Consider the following 20,383-nt stretch of genomic DNA (forward strand, 5'->3'; position numbering starts at 1 on the left):
CGTTACGAATCGGTACCGAACCGGGTACCCCGGTTCCGGTAGAATGCGCGCCATGACCCAGCCTACCCGCCCCCCGGAAGCGCCTTCCGGCTTCGCCTGGCCGGTTCGCGTTTATTACGAGGATACGGACGCAGGCGGCATCGTCTTCTATGCCAACTACCTGAAATTCTTCGAGCGCGCGCGCACGGAGTGGCTGCGCGCCTGCGGCATCGACCAGCGGCGGCTCGCCGACGAAACGGGCGCGATCTTCATCGTCCGCAGCACCGCGCTCGACTATCGCGCGCCGGCGCGGCTCGACGACACGCTGGCGATCACGAGCCGGCCCGGGCGGATCGGCCGCGCGTCGGTGGAATTCATGCAGGAAGCGTGGCGCGGCGAAACGCTGCTCGTCTCGGGGCACATCCGCATCGGTTGCGTCGACCGCGACGGCATCCGGCCGGCGCCGATCCCGCCGGGCGTGCTCGACGCGCTGCAACGCGGGCCCGTCACCGAAGCCGGGCAGACTGTAGTGTCAACGGGGCCGGCATGAGCCCCGTTTAGACAAAGCCCATGAACTCGCCTTCCTGAATCGATACTAAGCAAGGTTCGGCGTCAGGGGCGGCAGCGGCAATCCGGCGCGCCGCGCGCTGCCGGCGCCGGGCGCTCCTGGCCTTGCACCGCTCGCCGGGCTCCCGGCCAAGCACTGTTGGCCAGGCACCCCCGAAGGGACGTTACTCAAACCTCTATGAATACTTCTCAAGACCTGTCGATCATTTCCCTCGTCCTCAATGCGAGCGTCCTGGCCCAGGCGGTGATGGGGCTGCTGCTGTTGCTGTCGCTGATGTCGTGGACCTTCATCTTCCGCAAGTGGTTCGCGATCCGCCGCGCGCGCGCGCAGACCGAACGCTTCGAGCGGGATTTCTGGTCGGGCGGCGACCTGCAGGCCTTGTACCAGAGCGCGGCGAACAACCGCCACACGATCGGCGCGCTCGAGCGGATCTTCGAATCGGGGATGCGCGAGTTCCTGAAGGCGAAGGAAAAGCGCATCAGCGATCCGGGCCTCGTCCTCGACGGCGCGCGGCGCGCAATGCGCGCATCGTTCCAGCGCGAAATGGACGTGCTCGAAGCGAACCTCGCGTTCCTCGCGTCGGTCGGCTCGGTCAGCCCGTACATCGGCCTGTTCGGCACGGTCTGGGGCATCATGAACTCGTTCCGCGGCCTCGCGAACGTCCAGCAGGCCACGCTCGCGAACGTCGCGCCGGGCATCGCCGAGGCGCTCGTCGCAACCGCGATCGGCCTGTTCGCCGCGATTCCGGCAGTCGTCGCGTACAACCGCTACGCGCACGACATCGACCGCCTCGCGATCCGCTTCGAGACCTTCATCGAAGAGTTCTCGAACATCCTGCAGCGTCAGGCCCAGTAAGGAGCACGCCATGGCAGGAACGCCCATCCGATCCAGCATGCGCGGCGGCCGCTCGCGCCGCGCGATGGCCGACATCAACGTCGTGCCGTACATCGACGTGATGCTCGTGCTGCTCGTGATCTTCATGGTCACCGCGCCGCTCGTCGCCCCGTCGATCATCAACCTGCCGACCGTCGGCAATGCCGCGCCGCAGGAGCAGACGCCGCCCGTCGTCGTCAACATCAAGGCCGACCGCACGATGAGCGTCAAGTACAAGAGCGCCTCGGGCGCGACGCAGGAAGACACGATGACCAAGGCCGAGCTCGACAGCTTCATCGTGGCCCGCCAGGCGGATCATCCCGACCAGCCGGTCGTGATCGCAGCGGACAAGACCGTGCAGTACGATGCAGTCATGACCGTGATGTCGGACCTGAAGGCGCGCGGCGTCAAGCGCGTCGGCCTCCTCGTCAAATCGCAATGAAACGGCAATCCCCGCGCGGCAGCGCCTACCCGCCGATGCCGCCGCGCGAGCGCGGCACGTGGCGCGCGTTCGCGCTCGCCGCGTTGATGCACGTGCTGCTCGCGCTGTTCCTGTATCACGGCGTGCAGTGGCAGAACAGCACGCCGGCCGGCGCCGAGGCCGAACTGTGGACGGCGGTGCCGGACACCACGCCCCCGCAACCGGTCGCGCCGCCGCCCGCGAAGGTCGCGCCGCCCCCTCCCCCGGTGAGGAACGAGGAAGCGGACATCGCGCTGCAGCAGAAGAAGCGCCAGCAGGAAGCCGCCGCGCGTGAAGCGCTGCTCGAGCAGCAGCGCCGCGCGGCGCAACTGAAGGCACAGCAGGAAGAAGACACCCGGCGCGCGCAGCTCGCGGCCAGGCAGGCGGCCGCGCTCGCCGCGCAGAAAGCCGCCGCGCAGAAAGCCGCCGAGCAGGAAAAGCAGAAGCAGGCCGACAAGCTCAAGCAGAAACAGCTTGCCGAGCAGCAGAAACTCGAACAGCAAAAGCTCGAGCAACAGAAGCAGGCGAAGCTCGAAGCCCAGCAGGCGGCCAAGGCGAAAGCCGAAGCCGCGTCGAAGGCGAAGGCCGAAGCGGCCGCGAAGGCCAAGGCAGACTCCGCGGCGAAGGCGAAGCTCGACCAGGAACGCCGCACGCGCCTCGCGCAGATGCAGGGCCTCGCGGGCGGTGGCGAAGGCGGCGGCGAGGGCCTCGCGAAGAGCGGCACCGGCACGGGCTCCGGCGGCAATGCGGCGTCCCCGGGCTACCCGGACAAGGTGCGGCGCCGCGTGAAGCCGAACATCGTCTGGGGCGGCGAGCGCGCGGGCCTGACGACGGTCGTCGCGATCCGCTGCACGCCGTCGGGCGATGTATTGAGCGTATCGATCCGCCGTTCGAGCGGAAATTCGGGGTGGGATCAAGCCGTGGTCAGTGCGATCCAGGCGTCGGTCCCGTTGCCGCCCGATTCTAACGGCCGTACCCCGTCGGACATTACGATTACCTTCAAGGCGGCGGAGTGAGCGGAAATGCGCTTACACTCCGGACGTCGCTGTAAGACGGGAACGAATCGGGTATTTTTACTGTCTCTGCGGTTGCGCAGCGATACAAGTCATACGGGAAGCAAGAAGCATGAGTTTGATGACGAAGCTAGGTTTCAGGGCACTCGTGGCCTCGTGTCTGATTGCGGCGGGCAGCGCCGCTAACGCGCAGGTCGACGTGCTGATCACCGGCGTCGGTTCGACCCAGTTCCCCATCGCCACCGCGAACTTCGCGAACGAGGCGGGCCTGCCCCAGCAGGTCACGTCGATCGTCCGCGCCGACCTCGCCCGCAGCGGCAAGTTCACCAACGTCGACGCCGGCAGCACGCCGGTGCCGGAAACCGCGCAGGTCGACCTCGGCGCGTGGAAGGCCAAGGGCGCGAATGCGTTCGTCGCCGGCAGCGTGAACCGCGAGGCAAACGGCCAGTACAAGGTCAACTTCATCCTGTACGACACCGTGAAGCAGCAGAGCCTCGGCGGCCTGTCGCTGACCGCGAACGACGGCACGCTGCGCACGGCCGGCCACAAGATCGCCGACTACATCTACCAGAAGCTGCTCGGTACGCGCGGCGTGTTCGCGACGCGCCTGTCGTACGTGATCAAGTCCGGCAACCGCTACCAGCTGCAGATTTCCGATTCGGACGGCCAGAACGCGCGCATCGCGCTGTCGAGCACCGAGCCGATCATCTCGCCGTCGTGGTCGCCGAGCGGCACGAAGGTCGCGTACGTCTCGTTCGAGCGCAAGAAGCCGATCGTCTACATCCACGACCTGCCGACCGGCCGCCGCTACATCGTGTCCGACCAGAAGGGCAACAACAGCGCGCCGGCGTGGTCGCCGGACAGCCAGACGCTGTCGGTCGCGCTGTCGCTGACGGGCAACACGCAGATCTACTCGGTCAATGCGAACGGCGGCGGCCTGCGCCGGCTGACGCAGAGCAGCTCGATCGACACCGAGCCGTTCTACTCGCCTGACGGCCGCTGGATCTACTTCACGAGCGACCGCGGCGGCGCGCCGCAGATCTACCGGATGCCGGCCCAGGGCGAAAGCGCCGGCTCGGCCCAGCGCGTGACCTTCACCGGCAGCTACAACACGAGCCCGCGCGTGAGCCCGGACGGCAAGCTGCTCGCTTACATCTCCCGCACGGGCGGGGGCTTCAAGCTCTACGTTCAGGATCTGCAGACGGGCGCGGCGAACGCGATCACGAATACCAGCCATGACGAGTCGCCGAGCTTTGCGGCGAACGGCCAGTACGTGCTGTACGCCACGCAGTCGGGTGGCCGCAACGTGCTGGCTGCCGTCCCGTCCGACGGCAGCGCGCCGCCGCAGATTCTGTCCGTCCAGGGCGGCTCCGTACGCGAGCCGTCGTGGGGACCCTTCATGCAATGACCACAAGGAGAGTAACCATGATGTCAAAAAAGGCTCGTCTGGCCCTGGCCGTGATGATGATCGGCGCACTGGCAGCATGTAAGTCGGGCGTGAAGCTCGACGACAAGGCCAACGCCGGCGCGGTGAGCACGCAGCCGAACCCGGAAAACGTCGCGCAAGTGAACGTCGATCCGCTGAACGATCCGAACAGCCCGCTCGCGAAGCGCAGCATCTACTTCGACTTCGACAGCTATTCGGTGAAGGACGAGTACCAGCCGCTGATGCAGCAGCACGCTCAGTACCTGAAGAGCCATCCGCAGCGTCACGTGCTGATCCAGGGCAACACCGACGAGCGCGGCACGAGCGAGTACAACCTGGCGCTGGGCCAGAAGCGTGCCGAAGCCGTCCGTCGCGCGATGGCGCTGCTCGGCGTGGCCGACGCGCAAATGGAAGCCGTGAGCCTCGGCAAGGAAAAGCCGCAGGCAGCGGGTCACGACGAAGCTTCGTGGGCGCAGAACCGCCGCGCGGATCTCGTCTACCAACAGTAAGTAACGGAAGAATCGCCGTATGACGCACCGTCTATCCTGGCTGCGCGTGGCCGCAGCCTTCTGCGTCGCCGGCGCGGCGTGGTCGGCCGCGCCGGCGCACGCCGGCATGTTCGACGACAACGAAGCGCGCCGCGCCGTGCTCGACCTGCGCAGCAAGAGCGACAATCTTGCGAACCAGTTGTCGGCCGCGCAACGCACGATCCTCGATCAGACCGCCCGCCTCGACCAGCTGAACCAGCAGGTCGCGACGCTGCGCGGCGAGAACGAGGATCTGACGAACCGGCTCACGACGCTCGAACGCCAGCAGAAGGAGTACTACACCGATCTCGATACGCGGCTCAAGAAGTTCGAGCCGCAGCAGAAGACGGTCGACGGTGTCGAAGGCACCGTGCAGCCGGGCGAGACGGACGCGTTCAATACAGCGCAGCAGCAGTTCCGCGACGGCAACTTCAAGGCGGCCGCCGCATCGTTCCGCAGCTTCATCGCGAAGTATCCGCAGAGCCCTTACCAGCCGACCGCGCAGTACTGGCTCGGCAACGCGCAGTACGCACTGCGCGACTACAAGGGTTCGACGGCGACGTGGCAGGGCATCGTCGGCAAGTACCCGCAGCATCCGCGCGCAGCCGATGCGATGCTGGCGATCGGCACGAACCAGCTCGAGCAAGGCCAGAAGGCGGCGGCGAAGAAGACCTTCGAACAGGTCGTCTCGCAGTACAGCGGGTCGAGCGCGGCGCAGACGGCACAGGGCAAGCTGCAGACGATGAAATAATTTAGCTCCGGGTTGTTGACGAGCTCAAAACCCGCCGCTATAATTTCGCCTCTTTGGGTCGTTAGCTCAGTTGGTAGAGCAGCGGACTTTTAATCCGTTGGTCGCGTGTTCGAGTCACGCACGGCCTACCAGATGGACGAAAAAGGGCTTAGCTTCGGCTAAGCCCTTTTTCTTTTGCGCCTCAATATCGGCGGCGCCTCGCCCAAACCACCGGCCTGCCCCGGAGCGGCCACGGCACCCGGGGCAAGTTGTCGCGCATCATCAAACAGCGCCGCAACCCAGTCGCCGAATTCTCGATCTGCTCCCCCCCTCGCCCGCATCCGGTCGGCTCACCGATTCTCACGTTCAGACGCGGTCGCGAACATAACTCCGACCGCCGCCCCCTGATCCATCCCGGAATCAACCCAAGCGAATCGGCCGACACCCTGCGCCGCACACCCTGCTGCGCCACGCTCACCCCGCGCCCCGCTCTTGCGCGACGCCAATCGTTCACTTTTAGAGAAACCCCATATCTGTATTTTTCATCCCGCACCCGCAATAAAATTCATATGATCTGCATGTTCTTTTACCTGCCGGCATCGCGCGTCAGCCGATGAGGATCAAGGAGAAGCCTACATGCTGGACGCCATCGTCATCACCGTCGGCATCGCGGCGGTCGCGGGTTCGTTGTTCTACAAATTCCTGTTGCTGCTGTACGAGGCCGACCAGCGCGCCGCCGCACGCCGACGGGAAAAAGTCCTGCGCGACGAATCCGACCCATTCTAAGAGCGGCACGCCGTCGCAGAACGGCGCCGGCAGGCACCCGCTACCCCAATCTGTCCTTCCCTTCCATTTCCGAGGAACAACCCATGCCACGCTCGCTTTCCACCCCGCTGTCCCAACGGCTCGGCATCGCCCTGCCGATCGTGCAAGGCCCGATGAACGGCGGCTCGACGCCCGAGATGGTCATCGCGGTCTCCAACGCCGGCGGTCTCGGCTCGCTCGCCGCGGCCAGCCTCAGCCCGGAGGCGATCCGCGCGCAGGTCGCGACGATCCGCGCCGGCACGTCGAAGCCGTTCGCCATCAACCTGTTCGTACTCGACACGCCCACGCCGACCGACGACGAAATCAGCCGCGCGCTCGAGCGGCTGCAGCCGATTCGCGCCGAGCTCGGCCTCGAGCAGGGACAGCCGCTCGAACGGTATTGCGAGAACTTTCGCGAGCAGCTCGACGCGCTCGTCGAGCTGAAGGTGCCGGTCGCGAGCTTCACGTTCGGCCTGCTCGACGCGCCGTCCGTCCGGCGCCTGCACGACGCCGGCAGCCTCGTCATCGGCACGGCCACCAGCGTCGCCGAAGCCCGCGCGTGGGAAGCCAACGGCGCGGACATCATCTGCGCGCAGGGCGCGGAGGCAGGCGGGCATCGCGGCACCTTCCTCGGCGACCTCGACGCCAGCATGGTCGGCACGCTCGCGCTCGTGCCGCAGATCGTCGACGCCGTGTCGCTGCCGGTGATCGCCGCGGGGGGCATCATGGACGGCCGCGGCATCGCCGCCGCGCTGACGCTGGGCGCGCAGGCCGCGCAGCTCGGCACGGCCTTCCTGACGAGCGCCGAATCGCCGATCCACCCCGCGTGGAAGGCGCAGATCCGCCAGGCGGCCGATACGTCGACGCGCACGAGCCGCACGTTCACCGGGCGCCCGGCGCGCGGAATCGTCAACGACTACATCCGCCGCATGGCCGAGTTCGAGCAGCACGTGCCCGCGTATCCGGTTCAGAACGCGCTGACGGCCGAGATCCGCAAGGCCGCGGGCGCCGCGAACCGCACCGACTTCATTTCGATGTGGGCCGGACAGGCGGCAGGCCTGAGCCGCCGGCGCGACGACGGCATCCCGGCCGAGGCGCTGGTGCACGCGCTCGCCGAGGAAACGGCCGCGGCGTTCGGCTAACTCAACCTCGCAACGCAACGACGCACGGCCCCTTCACGGGGCCGTGCGTCCGTCTTGATCCGCTTCTCCCGTTACCGGAACACCACCGTCTTGTTGCCGTTCGGCAAAATTCGGCGCTCCGCGAACCACTTCACCGCCCGCGCCAGCACCACGCACTCCGCGTCCCCGCCGATCGCCGCGAGCGCCTCAGGCGACATCGCGTGATCGATGCGCGCGACGTCCTGCTCGATGATCGGCCCCTCGTCGAGATCTCGCGTCACGAAATGCGCGGTCGCGCCGATCAGCTTGACGCCGCGCGCGTGGGCCTGGCCGTATGGCTGCGCGCCCTTGAAGCTCGGCAGGAACGAGTGATGGATGTTGATGACGCGCCCCTTCAGCGCATCGCAGAACCCGGCCGACAGGATCTGCATGTAGCGCGCGAGCACCACCAGTTCGATGTCGTGCGCGGCGACGAGCGCGAGGATGCCCCGCTCCTGCGCGGCCCGCGCGTCGGCCGATGCATGCGGCGGCAGCGGAAAATGATGGAACGGCACGTTGTAGCCGTCGACGAGCCGCGCGAGATCGCGATGATTCGACACGACGCCGCACACCTCGACCGGCAGCGTGCCGCTCGCGTAGCGAAACAGCAGGTCGTTCAGGCAATGGCCGAGCTTCGACGCCATCAGCAGCACCCGGGGGCGCTGCCGCGCGACGAAGAGCTGCCACTGCAGGTCCGCCCCGTGATCGAGCACGCCGATGCCCGCGCGCAGCGCCGCCTCGGTCGCGCCGCCTTCGTCCACCGCGAATACGATCCGCATGAACAGCCGTTGCGACGACGGATCGCTGTACTGCGCCGAATCCAGCACGTGGCCGCCCAGTTCCGCAAGCAGGCTCGATACGCGGTGAATCATGCCGCGCTGCGCGCGGCACGACGCGACCAGCACGTATTCGACACTCGCCTGCGCGAGCGTCGCCGCGGCCCCGTCGGGCGAGCGGGCTTCGCTTTGTGTCAACACGACGTCTCCTCCTCGTCAGATCGCGGCATGCGCTTTGCCGCTGCGCGCCGCCATGTTCAGGTGGTCCACCACGTCGCCGAGCCGGCGGATGCCCTCGGTGATGTCGGCGGCGCTCAGCGCGCAGAACGGCACGCGCAGGAATTGGTAGCCGGGATGCGCGTCGAAGAACGCGTTTCCCGACGACAGCACGAGCCCCGCCTCCGCGGCCGCCGTCTGCAGCGATCGCTCGTCGATGCGCGCACCGAGCCGCAGCGACGCGAAAAACCCGCCTTCGGGCCTCACGAACAGCCGCCCGGGCAGGTAGCGCTCGATCGCCTGCACGCAGGTTTCGAGCCGCGGCCCATACAGGTGCCGCAGGCGGTCGAGCTGCGGCGCGAGCTGGCCGCTCTCGCACCACGCCGCCACGATGCCCTGCGCGAAGAAGCTCGGCGTGATGTAGTGCCGCTCGGCGACGCTCGCGACGCGCTTCACGACCTCGTCCGGCGCCACCAGGAACCCGGTCCTGACGCCCGGGCTGATCAGCTTCGTGAACGAGCTGAGATGCAGCGTCAGGTCCGGCGCCATGCTGTGCAGCGACGGCAGCGGCGTGCCGCGATAGCGGAGCAAGCCGTAAGGCCCGTCCTCGACGAGCAGGAACCGGTGCTCGCGCGCGCAGCGGATCACGGTGCGCCGCGCCTCGACGCTCATGCACGCGCCGGTCGGATTCTGGAAATCGGGAATCAGATAGACGAGCTTGGGCCGGTGGCGTCGCAGCGCGCGCTCGAACGCGTCGATGCACATGCCGTCGTCGCCGACGTCGATGCCGACGATCGTGACGCCATGCTGCCGCAGGGTCGTGATCGCGCGGTCGTAGGTCGGGCGCTCGACGAACACGACGTCGCCCGGCTTCAGGTAGGCGTCGCAGATGAAATTGAACAGTTCGAGCGAGCCGTGGCCGATCAGCACGTTCGACATCTTGCTGTCGAACCACGACGCGATGAATTCGCGCAGCGGCGGATAGCCGAACGCCGGCCCGTACTGCAGCATCCGGCCGGCGTCGCGCTCGAGCGCGGCCGCCGCCATCGCGCGCAGCGAGTCGACCGGAAACGATTGCGGATCGGGAACGCCGCGCGACAAATCGATCGTTTTCATGGGAATCCTGTGGGCATGAGGGTTAGTTGGCGAGACGGACCGTGCCGCGCGCGCGCGGATCGGACGCGGCTTCCGGCATGTCGCCGTTGACGCGAATCACCTGGATGTCGCCGTTCGTGAAACGCGGCCGCAGGTTGTAGCCGCGCGCGAGAAGCTCGTCGGCGAGCGCGCCCTCGATCGGCGCGTAAGGCTCCCAGTACACGGTGTTGACGGGCAGCAGCTGGTGATGAACGCGCATCTTCGCGACGGCTTTCGCGAGCGACATGTCGAACGAATGCAGGTTGCTGAGCACCTGGAAGATCGATCCGAAGATCCGCGACCCGCCCGGCGTGCCGATCACGATGGACACGCGGCCGTCCTTCGTCAGGATCGTGGGCGTCATCGACGACAGCATCCGCTTGCCCGGCGCGATCGCATTCGCATCCGTGCCGACGAGGTCGAACCGGTTGGCCGCGCCCGGTTTCGCGGAGAAATCGTCCATGTCGTTGTTCAGCAGGAAGCCCGCGCCCTCCACGACGATGCCGCTGCCGAACTTCGAGTTCAGCGTGTACGTGTTGGACACCGCGTTGCCGAACTTGTCGACGATCGAGAAGTGCGTGGTCTCCTCGCTCTCCTCCAGCCCTGGCTGGACGGCGTCGACCGGCGTCGGCGTCGCGAGATCGACCTCCGCCGCGCGGCGGCGGATATAGGCGGGATGCAGCAGCGCGTCGACCGGCATCTCCTGGAAGGCCGGGTCGCCCAGATATTCGGCGCGATCCGCGAACACGCGCTTCGACATTTCCGCGAACAGGTGAACGTACTGCGTCGAGTTGTGCTCGACGCCCGCGAATGCGGCGCTCAGCACGTCCTTCATCTTCAGCAGCTGAAGCAGCCCGATCCCGCCCGAGCTGGGCGGCGGCGCGGTCACCACCTGGTAGCCGTTCCAGTCCGCGACGAGCGGCTTGCGCCAGATCGTGCGGTATTGGCGCAGATCGTCCTTCGTGATCGGCACGTCGAGGTCGGTCAGCTGCTTGACCAGCAAGTCCGCCGTCACGCCGAGATAGAACTCGCCGACGCCGTAACGCGCGATCCGCTCGAGCGTATTGGCGAGATCCGGCTGGCGGAACACGCCGCCCTCCTCCATCTTGCCGAAGAACTGCGTGAAGTTCGTCTTGCCCTCGAAATCGGCCAGCATCACGTCGCGACGCTCGATCAACTGGCGATGCACGATGAAGCCCAGCTTCGCGTAGCGGATCGCGGGCGCCACGAGCCGCCGCCACGGCAGGCTGCCGAACCGGCGGTGCGCATCCCACAGCCCGCGCACGGTGCCCGGCACGGCGACCGAATGGCGGCCGACCACGCACATGCCCGGCACGACCTCGCCCGCTTCGTCCAGGTACATGTCGCGCCGCGCATTCGCCGGCGCGCATTCGCGGTAGTCGAGGAAGTACGGCGAGCCGTCGTAATGGATGTTCATGAACCCGCCGCCGCCGATGTTGCCCGCTTCCGGATAGGTGACGGCCAGCACGAACGCCGCCGCGACCGCGGCGTCGACCGCGTTGCCGCCTTCCGCCAGCACCGCCTCGGCCTCGTGCGCGCTGTACACGTCCGGCGCGGCCACGGCGCCTGCCTTCAGCACCTGCGTCTGCCGCGCACCGACCTCCTGCTTCATCTTCCGCACGACGCGCTGCGACTCCTCGGCCGCCTCGCGCGCCCGGGCGTCATAGTCGCGTTCGCGCTGGGTCGGTTTCTTGTTGGTGATCTTCATGGTCTGCCAGTCTCGATGGAATGAATGAAACGGCGCGCGGGCCGGCCGGGGAAACCGCCCGCGCGCCCCGTCCGTCAGCCGAGCACGGCTTCCGGATGCGCGAGCGTCTGCGGCAGCGGCGCCGACGCGCCGAGGAACACGCCCGGCCGGTTCGGGTGGTAGGCGAAATGCATCGGATGCTCGCGGCGCTCGACGGCGTCGAACACCGCCTGCGCGATCTCGGGCGCCTGCGCGAATCCGCCGGTGTTGTGCCCGCCCGTGATCACGCAGCGGCCGCCGTTCGCGCCCGGCAGGATCTCGAACACGCCGAGGCCCGACGACGTCCACGGGCGCACGCAGTACTTGAAGCTGTCCCGCAGGTTGCCGGCCTCGGCCGCCGCGCGGTACGACGCGGGAAAGTACTTGGCGGCCGTGTCGACGAGCCCCTCGTAGATCTGCCGCAGCTGCGCGAGGTCGACGTTGCGCGGATCGACGCCGGTATGGCCGTATCCCGAGCCGATCACGAGGATCGGCCGGCCGTGCTCATCCGTCGCGACGGTGATGTTCGCGTCCTCGGTGATGTGCCCCTTGCGCGCCAGCTTCAGCGAGTGGCGCAGGTCGGGCTCGAGATTCGGAATGCGCAGCCACGCGCCGAGCACGCCGTGGATCTTGCCCTTCGTCTCGGTGCCGCTCAGCAGCGCATCGCCGTACGCGCCGGTCGACAGCACGTAGTGATCGGCCTCCAGCACGTCACCGTCGATCCGCACGCCGCACACCCGTGCCTGCGCATCCCGCTCGAGGCTCTGCACGCTGCGCTCCCACGTGAACTCCGCGCCGCCCGCACGCAGGCGCCGCAGCAGTTCGCGGACGAACTTGTGCGAATTGACCGTGAAGCCGACGACATGGACGCCGCCCGCGACATGGCCGCCGCGCACCGCATCGGCAAGCGCCGGATGCTGCTGCGCAACCTCCTGCGGCGTGAGCACGTGCCGGGTCGCGCCGATGCGGTTCTGCCGCCGCACCGCGGCCGCGAACTGCGTCTTGTCCGAGTAGAGCCGCAGGATGCCCTCGCGCATCAGCGCGGCCGTGAACAAATCCGGATCGTCGTCGATCCAGCGGGTCCATTTCGGATGGCTCGCGCGCGACAGCGCGAAGATGTCCTCGTTGTACTTGTCGGCCAGCCAGACCGGAATGCCCTCGAACTCCCGGACCCAGCGCAGTTCGCCGTCGGACAGCGTCTCCTGCCAGTGGACGTTCCAGCCGAGCTCCGTCACGCTGCGCCGGAACAGGCTGTTCATCGTCAGCGAGACCTGCCGGTCGTTGTAGTTGTCCATCTCCGACAGCGTGAACATGCGTGCGTCGTCGCCGCCGTGGCTGCATCCGTATGCCGTCCACGCGCGGGCCGCGCCGGGATCCGGCCGCGCATCGACGAAATGCACCGCATAGCCCTCTTGCTGCAGCCGGTAACCCGTCACGAGATTGACGAGCCCCGCGCCGACCAGCAGCACTTTCGTGCGGCCGGCAACGACGTCGGGCAGCGCGGCTTCGTCGACGGCGAAGCGGCTGCGCAGCGCCTGCTTGACCCAGCGGCCTTCGAGCAGGTCGAATGCATTCACGTACGCGTCGCCGAGGGATTTTCCGACCGCCTGCAGCGTCACGCTGCGGCCCGCCTCGATCTCGCCCGACGGCGCGTAGTCGAGCAGGTCGTGCGCGTTCGGATCGGGAATCACGACACGCACGACGTAGACCGTCGATGCGCGCGCCGCCGCCCATTCGTCGATCGCTTTCCGGGGAACCGGCTCGCTCGAGATCAGCGCGTCGATCTCCCCCTCGATCAGCGTGCGCGCCAGCATGTCCTGGCTCTTGTTCAGCAGATCCGGGCGGTAGACCACGTTGTCCGCAAGCAGCGAATCCTGAAGCGGCTGACTCAGCAAATCTAGCAACAGTATCTTCATGGTGGTGTCCGATGGAGTGTCGGTAAGGGTCATGGATGCGCGCCGCGCATCCGGAACGTTCGCGCGCGGGCGTCAGCCGTGCGGCAGGAACTTCAGCAGCGCGAGCACGTAGACATAGGCGATCGCCATGCCGAGCGCGCAGAAGCGCCAGTTCGATACGAAACTGGTGTCGCGGCTCGACATCTGCAGGCTCGTCGCGGCGAGGATCGAGCAGATCGACACGGGCGACAGCAGGTTCGACATCACGAACATCGACGTCCAGGCGAGATACTGGACGTACGTCGGCCCGAGCGCGGTCGCATCCACGAGCGGGAAGAAGATGCCGAACAGGATCATCGGGTGCACGCCGAGCATCGTGATCGCCGGCAGCACGCCGATCAGCAGCACGCCGATCGCATAGGGATTGGCGAGCGGCGCGCGCGCGGCCTGCGGCAGGTACGCGGCGAGATCGATGTGCTGGATCGTGAAGATCAGCAGGCTCGACGCCGCGAGCAGCAGCAGCTCCGGCGCGATCCCGTCGATGCTCTTCGGCGCTTCCTTCGCCAGCGTCTGCGCGGCCTTGCCGCCCGACAGCACCAACAGCTCGAATGCGTAGCCGGACACCATCGCGAACGCGAACGACCAGGTCAGCTTGTTCGTCGCCACGTAGCAGATCACGCCGAACGCCGTCACCATCGCCGCGAGCACGATCGGCTTGAGCTTGTCGACCTCGCGCGCCTTGCCCGGACCGTCGTCGAGCTCGAGATGCGGCGTCATCGCCCCCGCGACGACGAACAGCGCCAGCGGCATGCCGAGCAACAGCACCGCGGCGGTGTCCAGATGCGGGATCGCCGCCGCGATCGACGCCGACGCGACCGTCGTCGGCAGGACGAACATCGATGCGCACAGCGCGCGCATCGTGATCCGCGCGATGCCGAGCCGGTTCTTCACCTGCGGCCCGCAGACGGCGCCCATCATCGAGATCGCCCCCTGGCTCGTGAACAGCGTGAGCGCCATCGTCGCGAGCGCGACGCGCACCGAGTTCCGCGCGCCGGCGGGCGGCGTGATGAGCCGGCTGCTGACGAGCGCGGCGAGCCCCGAGCGCGTCAGGCTGTGCCGGAACAGCGACACGCCCACGAGCAGCGCCATCACCGGCGAGAAACGCCCCATCGCCGCCAGCAGCTGCGGCGCATCGAGCGCGTTCCCGACGAGCGGCACGCAAATCACGAAGATGCCCGCCGCATACCAGAGCGTCTGCTTCTTGCGGCTCTCCTTCGACATGCAGAGGATCGCGAGCGGGATGCAGACGATCACGCCGACGCTCGACGCCAGCTTGGGAAGCGCCGCGGAAAACGCGATCGCCGCCAGCAGCAGCAGCGAGCTCAGTATCAGCGCGCTGACTTTCTGCCATCCGTTCAACATGATGTTCTCCTTATCGTTTCAGATGGATTGCAGAAATTCGTTGAGCAGGTGAGGTTCGGTCACCATCGGATCGTGCCGCGCGTCCAGTTCTCGCCAGATCCAGCCCGGCTGCGCGCGAATGTCCTTCTTGAGCTTCGCGAGCGGCGCGAACGAGTGTGCGACGCAGTCGACATAGATGCGCGGCACGCCGTTTCCGATCGGGTTCTTCAGGTGGAACTTCTCCTGGTAAGGACCGACCGGATGCGGCGTCAGCAACGACCCGACCCACGCCTTGTCCTCCTCCGCGACGATGTCGTAGGTGCTGAGCGGCGGCGGCGGAATCGCGATGCCGTTGCCTTCGCGGGCCACCTGCTCGAGCCGCTTGCGGGTGATTTCCGCCGGCTGCGCGTCGAATGCGGACACGCCGTTCGGCACCACGAGCGCATCGAGATAGACGAGCGTCCTGAGCGTGTGCGGAATCCGGTCGGCCACGCCGCTGATGATGAGCCCGGAAAAGCCGCTGCCCACGAGAACCACGTCGCTCAGCCCTTCGTACTGGATGTGATTCACGATGCTCGTGATGTGGGTGGTGAGCGTGATGTCCTTCGACAGCAGGTGCTTGGCTTCGCCCACGCCCGGGCACGTCGGCGTGGACACGTAATGCCCGGCCGCGCGCAGCTCCTTCGCGACCTTCTTCCAGCACCAGCCCCCATACCACGCGCCGTGCACGAGCACGAACGTCTTCGCCTTCGACTGCGATTTCTCCGGCGTCCTGGCCGCCGCGTCCTGCGCGTTGACCTGCCGGGCCGCGAACGCGCCCAGCGCGAGGCCGAGCGCCCCCTGGTTGAAGTTTCGACGATTCATGGTTCGGTCTCCTGTCATGCGGTTTCGGCTGCCAGCGGCTGCTCCGCCTGGCAGCGCGCCTCGATGTCGTTCGCCATCGCGATGCAGGCATGGCCCGCATCCTGCAGCCCGCGCGAATTCGAAAACGGGCGCGGCAGCACGTACGTATAGAAGTGCGCGCCTTCCACCACATAGCCGAGCGCCCACAGGTTCGGGATCACGTCGCCTGCGCGGTTGATCACGTTGACGCCCTGCGTGATCTCGATGCCGCTCGGCTTGAAGGCGCCGTTTTCGAACGGCGTGATGACGCCGGACGCGAGCATGTTCCGAACCAGCGGCGACGGGCTCGCTTCGGGTTCGAAGAGGTCGACCTTCGCGCGGATCAGCACGTCGAACGCCTCCTGCACCGGCTCGGCGAAACGATCGGTCGACAGCGTGAAGCAATGGTGCTGCTCGTCGTAGCCGAGATCCGGCTTCGGACCGAAAAAGGACAGCACGCCTGCGTCGATCAGCGCGAGCATTTCCATGTTCCGCTCCTTCGGCGGCCCGCTTGCGATGCGGTTGCTGATCGAACACCAGTACGACAGGAAGCGGCGGTGCGATTCCGGCGTCAGCCGGCAGTAGTCGACCGCGTGCCGGATGTTGTCGCGGATGTCGCGCAGGATGTCGGCCGCCGCCTTGCGCGGATTGTCGACGTTGCCGGCGAAGCAGTCCGCGATGTCCTCGGTCAGGTGGCTGCGGACGTACTTGCGGTACGCGTCCTGGTCGACGAACTCGAGATGCGCGGCGGGCACCATCAACAGGTCGACCGCCGCGCCGATCTCCGGCTCGATCTCGTAGCTCGCCGGATCCGCCCACACGCCCGACACGGAGCTCGAGTACACGTAAGCCATTTCCTTTCTCAGCGTCGGCCACAGGTCGCGATCGAAATCGAGTTGCGCGTTGCCGCGCTCGGCCAGGTTCTTCGCCCGACATACGTCGACGAAATCGCGCGTGAAGAATTTCGCCTTGTACTGGCCGTAGGTGCCTTTCTGGTTCACGGCCCGCCCTCCCGCCGGCAGGCCTTGGCGCGAAAACACGGTGATCTTCGGCTCGCGTCCGCAGGCCACATAGCGATAGCGGTCGAACGACACCTTCTCGAAGCGGCCGCCGAGCCCGATCGTCAACGCCGAAATGGCGTCCGCCGCCGTCAGGCCGGTGCCGCAAATCGCGACGCGCGCCTGCGAACTGATCGAATTGAGCGACGTGATCGGATAAGGGGACTTGAAGTAAGCCAGATGGCTGTTGCCCGCCTTGCCTTGCTCGACCCAGTTGTCGAACTTCCGGTCGAACCCGTCCTTGCCGCCGAGGCTGTGCCCCATCGTCAGGAATACGTAATTCGCATCGATCCGGAAACCGCCCTCGAGGTGCACTTCGATCCGGTTCGAATCGATCGGCACGATGTCCACCGCGTTGCGCCGGTGATTGATCACGTTCACGTAATCCGGCAGGCTGTCGATCAGACGGTCGTACACCCACGTGAGGTATTCGCCCAGCACGGCGCGCGGCAGATAGGTGTTCTCGTCCACCGGCTCGCCCTCGTCCGACACGATGTAACGACCGTCGAGCTTCTTGTAGCCGCGATCGAGCGCCCATTCAAGGAAGGACGGCCCCGGCAGCACCGGGCCGGCATCCGTGACGGACTCGTCGCAGTACATCGTGATCTGCGCGGCAATGGTGTTCACCAGCAAATGTTCCGGCTGGCTCCATTCGTGAATTCCCTGGCCCGGCGTGGACGGGTCGATCAGATGCAGATCGATGCCGACATCCAGTTCGCGTTCCGACAGCACTGCGTGCAATCGTTCAAGGAGCGTCAGCCCGCGCTGACCCATGCCGACAATGACGACACTAATTCTCTTCATATTCGTTCCCGAATTATTTAATCAGATACACCACAATCGGATTCAATAATCGAAGGACAAAATCTCCCCGGACGCCTGCCTCTCGGCAGCGCCGCTCATCCCGTTCCGACGCCCCTCCGGGCGCGTCGAAACCCTGGAATCAATCAGCCCTCGATTACTGCGCGACCGGCATCGAATTAGAAAAATCCGCCTCGACATCAATCACCAGGCAAATTCTATTTACTGACGAACGAGCGGGATAATTTATATTTTTGATATTCCGTTCGCTTTTTAAGAAACAGTTGCCCGCAGATTTCAAAGCAATGAAACTACCCGAATAAAGAGAAATTCTCTTATTGGGCGAGTTTCAGGTCGACGACTGGATTGGGCCGATTGCGGGGGCGAAACGAATGGATCTGAGGGCATTGCAGATTTTCAAGACGGTGGTCGACGAGGGAGGCGTGGCGCGCGCGGCCGAGCGGCTGCACTGTGTTCAGTCGAACGTTTCGACACGCATCAGGCAACTGGAGGACATGCTCGGCACGCGCCTGTTCGACCGCGTCGGCAAGCGACTGACGGTGACGCCGCGCGGCGTGGTGCTTCACGGCTATGCGGCTCGGCTGCTGGAACTGGCCGACGAGGCCCGGCAGGTGATGAAGGGCACCGACCAGCCCTGCACGGAGTTGCGCATCGGCGCGACCGTGGCGACCGCGACGCTGCATCTGCCGCGCGCACTGACCGAATTTCATCGCCAGCATCCCGAGATACAACTGCGCGTCAACGTGGCGACATCCGACAGCATCGTGCGCGACGTACTCGACCAGGCGCTCGACGTCGGCTTCATCGTCGGCCCCGGTTCGCATGACGCGCTTCACCAGATCGAACTCGATGCGGAGGAACTGGTGCTGCTGACCGATCGCCGCCATCCCGTGATTCGCAATCCGAAGGATCTGGCCAATACGATGATCATCGGCTTTCGAGAAGGATGCGCATACCGCAACCGGCTGCAGCGCTGGCTGGCCGAAGGCGGCGTGCCGCTGACCCGCATGCTGGAATTCGACTCATCGGAGGCGATCGTCGGCTGCGTCGCGGTGGGACTCGGCGCGGCGATCATGCCGGCTGCCGTCGTCGGGAATCTCGGCTTCACCGATCAGATCCAGTGCCACCCGTTGCCGGAACCGTACGCGCTCGTCAGGACCACGATGATCTGGCGCGCCGACAGCCGGCATCATGCCAATCACCGCCAGCTCGCGGAGAGCTTCGTCGGCCGCCCCGCCCCGTCGGCAGCGCTCGCGCAGACGGCGCCGGCCGTCGACGTCTGCGACACGTGCGACCTGTAGGCCCGTACGCTACGACGCCCGCAACTCGTGCCCCTTGAGGTTGCGAATGAAGGCGTCCCGCGCGCTGTGCTGCGCGATGTCCTTGCGCCACACGAAACGCACCTGATTCCTCGCGACATCCGGAAGCATGGCGTGGCACTTGATGACATTCGTCAAGTCCCGCCGCTCGATCAGTGATCTCGGCATCAGCGATACGCCCATGCCCGCGCCGACGCACGCGATGATGACCTCGAGCGCGCCGAATTCCAGCACGATCCTCGGCTTGAGCCCCTCGCCCTCCAGCCAGCGCTCGAAGCGCGCCCGATGGGAACCGTCCGAGCGGAACGCGAGGAAGCTGCAGTCCCGGAGATCTGAGGCCGACGTGACGGCCGGGTGACTGTGCGCGGTGATCAGCAGCAGCTCCTCGTCGAACGCCGCTTCATCGGCCAGTTCGTCGGATACGACCGGCGCGGGCACGAGCGCGACGTCGAGACGATGACCGATGACCGCGCGCGTGATCTGTTCGATCGAGCCGGTCTCGATCGACATGTCGACCTTCGGATAGCGCTGATGGAAGCCGGCCAGCATGCGCGGCAGGCGCGCGGCCGCAGTCGCCTCCGTCGCGCCGATGCGAAGCTTGCCGGCGGGTTCGCCGCCGCCCTTCACGATCGAGCGTGCCTCGTCCGCCAGTTGCAGTATCCGCTCCGCGTAGCCGAGCAGCTGCGATCCTTCATTCGTGATGACGAGCCGCCCGTTGACGCGATAGAACAGCGCGATGCCCAGCTGCGCCTCGAGCTGCCGCAGCCGCGTCGAGACATTGGACTGAACACAGTTCAACACGGTAGCCGCGCGAGCGATGCCGCCCTCGTCTGCGACGGCCTTGAATATCTTCAACGCCTGCAAATCCATCCTGGTCCCTCGCCACTTCTGCTTGCCAATGACGTATTGGCTGTCGTGTTCTGGATTGCCCGTGCCGATCGGCCGAAAGCGAGCCGGCTTCATGGTTCGGCGCACGGGCGCCCGCGCGCCGCCGTTACCGGATCGGCTCGATAGGCCGACCGGCTGCTGGTCGACAACGGAAAGGGCCGCGACGTACGCAGGCTGCACGCCCGCGCCGCCGCCCGCGACACATGGGATCGGACGGACGCTCAGGCGCCGTCAGCCGATGCGGGTCGGTAGGTGCGCGTGCGGCGCCTGCCCTCGCGGCGCTGTCGCACACTTGCCGGCACGACGGCCGGCTCGGTTGAAACGTCTCTCATGATTTTTTTCTCGTTCGCGGTATCGAACTCAGTCTTCGCCGACATGATAGCGAAGTATGTTAACAAAAGGTCTCTTTTTGAAAGGGAAAAGAAATACAAACAACCACGCTGCCCGGCGCGGTCAAGCACGATATGCCCAGTGAGATCACAGTCGTCGGGCGATCGGATGGCAACGGAGACGCGACAAAGGCCATCGCCCTCCATCGGCTTCGCACCGCACGATCCCGACTCATGACCGGAGACGATTGCGCATATCATTCGGAGTCTTGAAGACATGCCGCCCGCCCAATGGAAAGCCATGCGTCGAATTCTCCGTCGTGCATTTCGATCGCCCATCAGGGTACGATCATTCCTTTTGCTCTGATGTCGCGAA

The 20,383-nt window shown here is 66.3% G+C and carries 19 protein-coding genes and 1 tRNA gene; 11 read left to right on the forward strand and 9 right to left on the reverse strand.

Annotated elements, in window-relative coordinates:
* Positions 1-43: 43 nt before the first annotated feature.
* From ybgC to HWY45_RS29315, 10 genes are all read left to right on the forward strand, one after another.
* Positions 44-529 (forward strand): tol-pal system-associated acyl-CoA thioesterase, encoded by a 486-nt coding sequence (gene ybgC, locus HWY45_RS29270; RefSeq protein ID WP_059802463.1) that lies wholly within the window; start codon positions 44-46, stop codon positions 527-529.
* A gap of 195 nt (positions 530-724) precedes the next feature.
* Positions 725-1,402: a protein TolQ gene (gene tolQ / locus HWY45_RS29275; RefSeq protein WP_010091489.1), complete on the forward strand. Its 678-nt coding sequence runs from the start codon at positions 725-727 to the stop codon at positions 1,400-1,402.
* 10 nt (positions 1,403-1,412) lie between these two features.
* Positions 1,413-1,862 (forward strand): protein TolR, encoded by a 450-nt coding sequence (tolR, locus tag HWY45_RS29280; RefSeq protein ID WP_059565286.1) that lies wholly within the window; start codon positions 1,413-1,415, stop codon positions 1,860-1,862.
* Positions 1,859-2,896, forward strand: coding sequence for a cell envelope integrity protein TolA (gene tolA / locus HWY45_RS29285; protein WP_059882636.1), 1,038 nt, complete (start codon positions 1,859-1,861; stop codon positions 2,894-2,896). Before tolR ends, tolA begins: the two co-directional genes overlap by 4 nt.
* A gap of 109 nt (positions 2,897-3,005) precedes the next feature.
* Positions 3,006-4,301 (forward strand): Tol-Pal system beta propeller repeat protein TolB, encoded by a 1,296-nt coding sequence (gene tolB / locus HWY45_RS29290; protein ID WP_059565284.1) that lies wholly within the window; start codon positions 3,006-3,008, stop codon positions 4,299-4,301.
* Between the two features lie 17 nt (positions 4,302-4,318).
* Positions 4,319-4,828: a peptidoglycan-associated lipoprotein Pal gene (gene pal, locus HWY45_RS29295; protein WP_059882634.1), complete on the forward strand. Its 510-nt coding sequence runs from the start codon at positions 4,319-4,321 to the stop codon at positions 4,826-4,828.
* Between the two features lie 19 nt (positions 4,829-4,847).
* Entirely contained in the window at positions 4,848-5,597 is a 750-nt protein-coding gene (gene ybgF / locus HWY45_RS29300; protein WP_059565282.1) for a tol-pal system protein YbgF, read from the forward strand.
* A gap of 55 nt (positions 5,598-5,652) precedes the next feature.
* Positions 5,653-5,728 (forward strand) — tRNA-Lys (locus tag HWY45_RS29305).
* A gap of 484 nt (positions 5,729-6,212) precedes the next feature.
* Positions 6,213-6,362: a hypothetical protein gene (locus HWY45_RS29310; protein WP_155628720.1), complete on the forward strand. Its 150-nt coding sequence runs from the start codon at positions 6,213-6,215 to the stop codon at positions 6,360-6,362.
* 83 nt (positions 6,363-6,445) lie between these two features.
* Positions 6,446-7,522, forward strand: a complete 1,077-nt coding sequence (locus HWY45_RS29315) for an NAD(P)H-dependent flavin oxidoreductase (protein ID WP_059802467.1) — start codon at positions 6,446-6,448, stop codon at positions 7,520-7,522.
* A gap of 71 nt (positions 7,523-7,593) precedes the next feature.
* Here HWY45_RS29315 and purU read toward each other — a convergent pair whose 3' ends face one another.
* The 7 genes from purU to HWY45_RS29350 all read right to left on the reverse strand — a co-directional run bounded on the left by purU (position 7,594) and on the right by HWY45_RS29350 (position 17,453).
* The gene (gene purU, locus HWY45_RS29320; RefSeq protein ID WP_081059591.1) at positions 7,594-8,517 is read right to left on the reverse strand and encodes a formyltetrahydrofolate deformylase; all 924 of its coding nucleotides are present in this window, start codon (positions 8,515-8,517) and stop codon (positions 7,594-7,596) included.
* 15 nt (positions 8,518-8,532) lie between these two features.
* On the reverse strand, positions 8,533-9,648 hold the full coding sequence (locus HWY45_RS29325) for an aminotransferase-like domain-containing protein (protein ID WP_059882632.1): 1,116 nt from the start codon (positions 9,646-9,648) through the stop codon (positions 8,533-8,535).
* A 22-nt stretch (positions 9,649-9,670) separates the two neighbouring features.
* Positions 9,671-11,299 carry a gamma-glutamyltransferase gene (ggt, locus tag HWY45_RS29330; protein ID WP_230942674.1) on the reverse strand — a complete coding sequence of 543 codons (1,629 nt, stop codon included), beginning with the start codon at positions 11,297-11,299 and terminating at the stop codon, positions 9,671-9,673.
* A gap of 170 nt (positions 11,300-11,469) precedes the next feature.
* On the reverse strand, positions 11,470-13,329 hold the full coding sequence (locus tag HWY45_RS29335) for an NAD(P)/FAD-dependent oxidoreductase (RefSeq protein WP_170304046.1): 1,860 nt from the start codon (positions 13,327-13,329) through the stop codon (positions 11,470-11,472).
* Between the two features lie 72 nt (positions 13,330-13,401).
* Positions 13,402-14,730 carry a hypothetical protein gene (locus tag HWY45_RS29340; protein ID WP_059565277.1) on the reverse strand — a complete coding sequence of 443 codons (1,329 nt, stop codon included), beginning with the start codon at positions 14,728-14,730 and terminating at the stop codon, positions 13,402-13,404.
* An 18-nt stretch (positions 14,731-14,748) separates the two neighbouring features.
* Positions 14,749-15,573 carry an alpha/beta fold hydrolase gene (locus HWY45_RS29345; RefSeq protein WP_059882626.1) on the reverse strand — a complete coding sequence of 275 codons (825 nt, stop codon included), beginning with the start codon at positions 15,571-15,573 and terminating at the stop codon, positions 14,749-14,751.
* 14 nt (positions 15,574-15,587) lie between these two features.
* Complete coding sequence (locus tag HWY45_RS29350; RefSeq protein ID WP_059882624.1) at positions 15,588-17,453, reverse strand: FAD/NAD(P)-binding protein; 1,866 nt, start codon at positions 17,451-17,453, stop codon at positions 15,588-15,590.
* A gap of 389 nt (positions 17,454-17,842) precedes the next feature.
* Here HWY45_RS29350 and HWY45_RS29355 point away from each other — a divergent pair, with 389 nt between their 5' ends.
* Entirely contained in the window at positions 17,843-18,772 is a 930-nt protein-coding gene (locus HWY45_RS29355; protein WP_081069796.1) for a LysR family transcriptional regulator, read from the forward strand.
* Positions 18,773-18,781: 9 nt separating this feature from the next.
* On the opposite strand, the gene HWY45_RS29360 is transcribed toward HWY45_RS29355, so the two are convergent.
* Positions 18,782-19,858 (reverse strand): LysR substrate-binding domain-containing protein, encoded by a 1,077-nt coding sequence (locus HWY45_RS29360; protein WP_230941820.1) that lies wholly within the window; start codon positions 19,856-19,858, stop codon positions 18,782-18,784.
* Between the two features lie 41 nt (positions 19,859-19,899).
* Positions 19,900-20,310 carry a hypothetical protein gene (locus HWY45_RS29365; protein WP_150999037.1) on the reverse strand — a complete coding sequence of 137 codons (411 nt, stop codon included), beginning with the start codon at positions 20,308-20,310 and terminating at the stop codon, positions 19,900-19,902.
* Positions 20,311-20,383 lie beyond the last annotated feature (73 nt).

This window comes from Burkholderia stagnalis, from assembly GCF_902830275.1.
Lineage (GTDB): Bacteria > Pseudomonadota > Gammaproteobacteria > Burkholderiales > Burkholderiaceae > Burkholderia > Burkholderia stagnalis.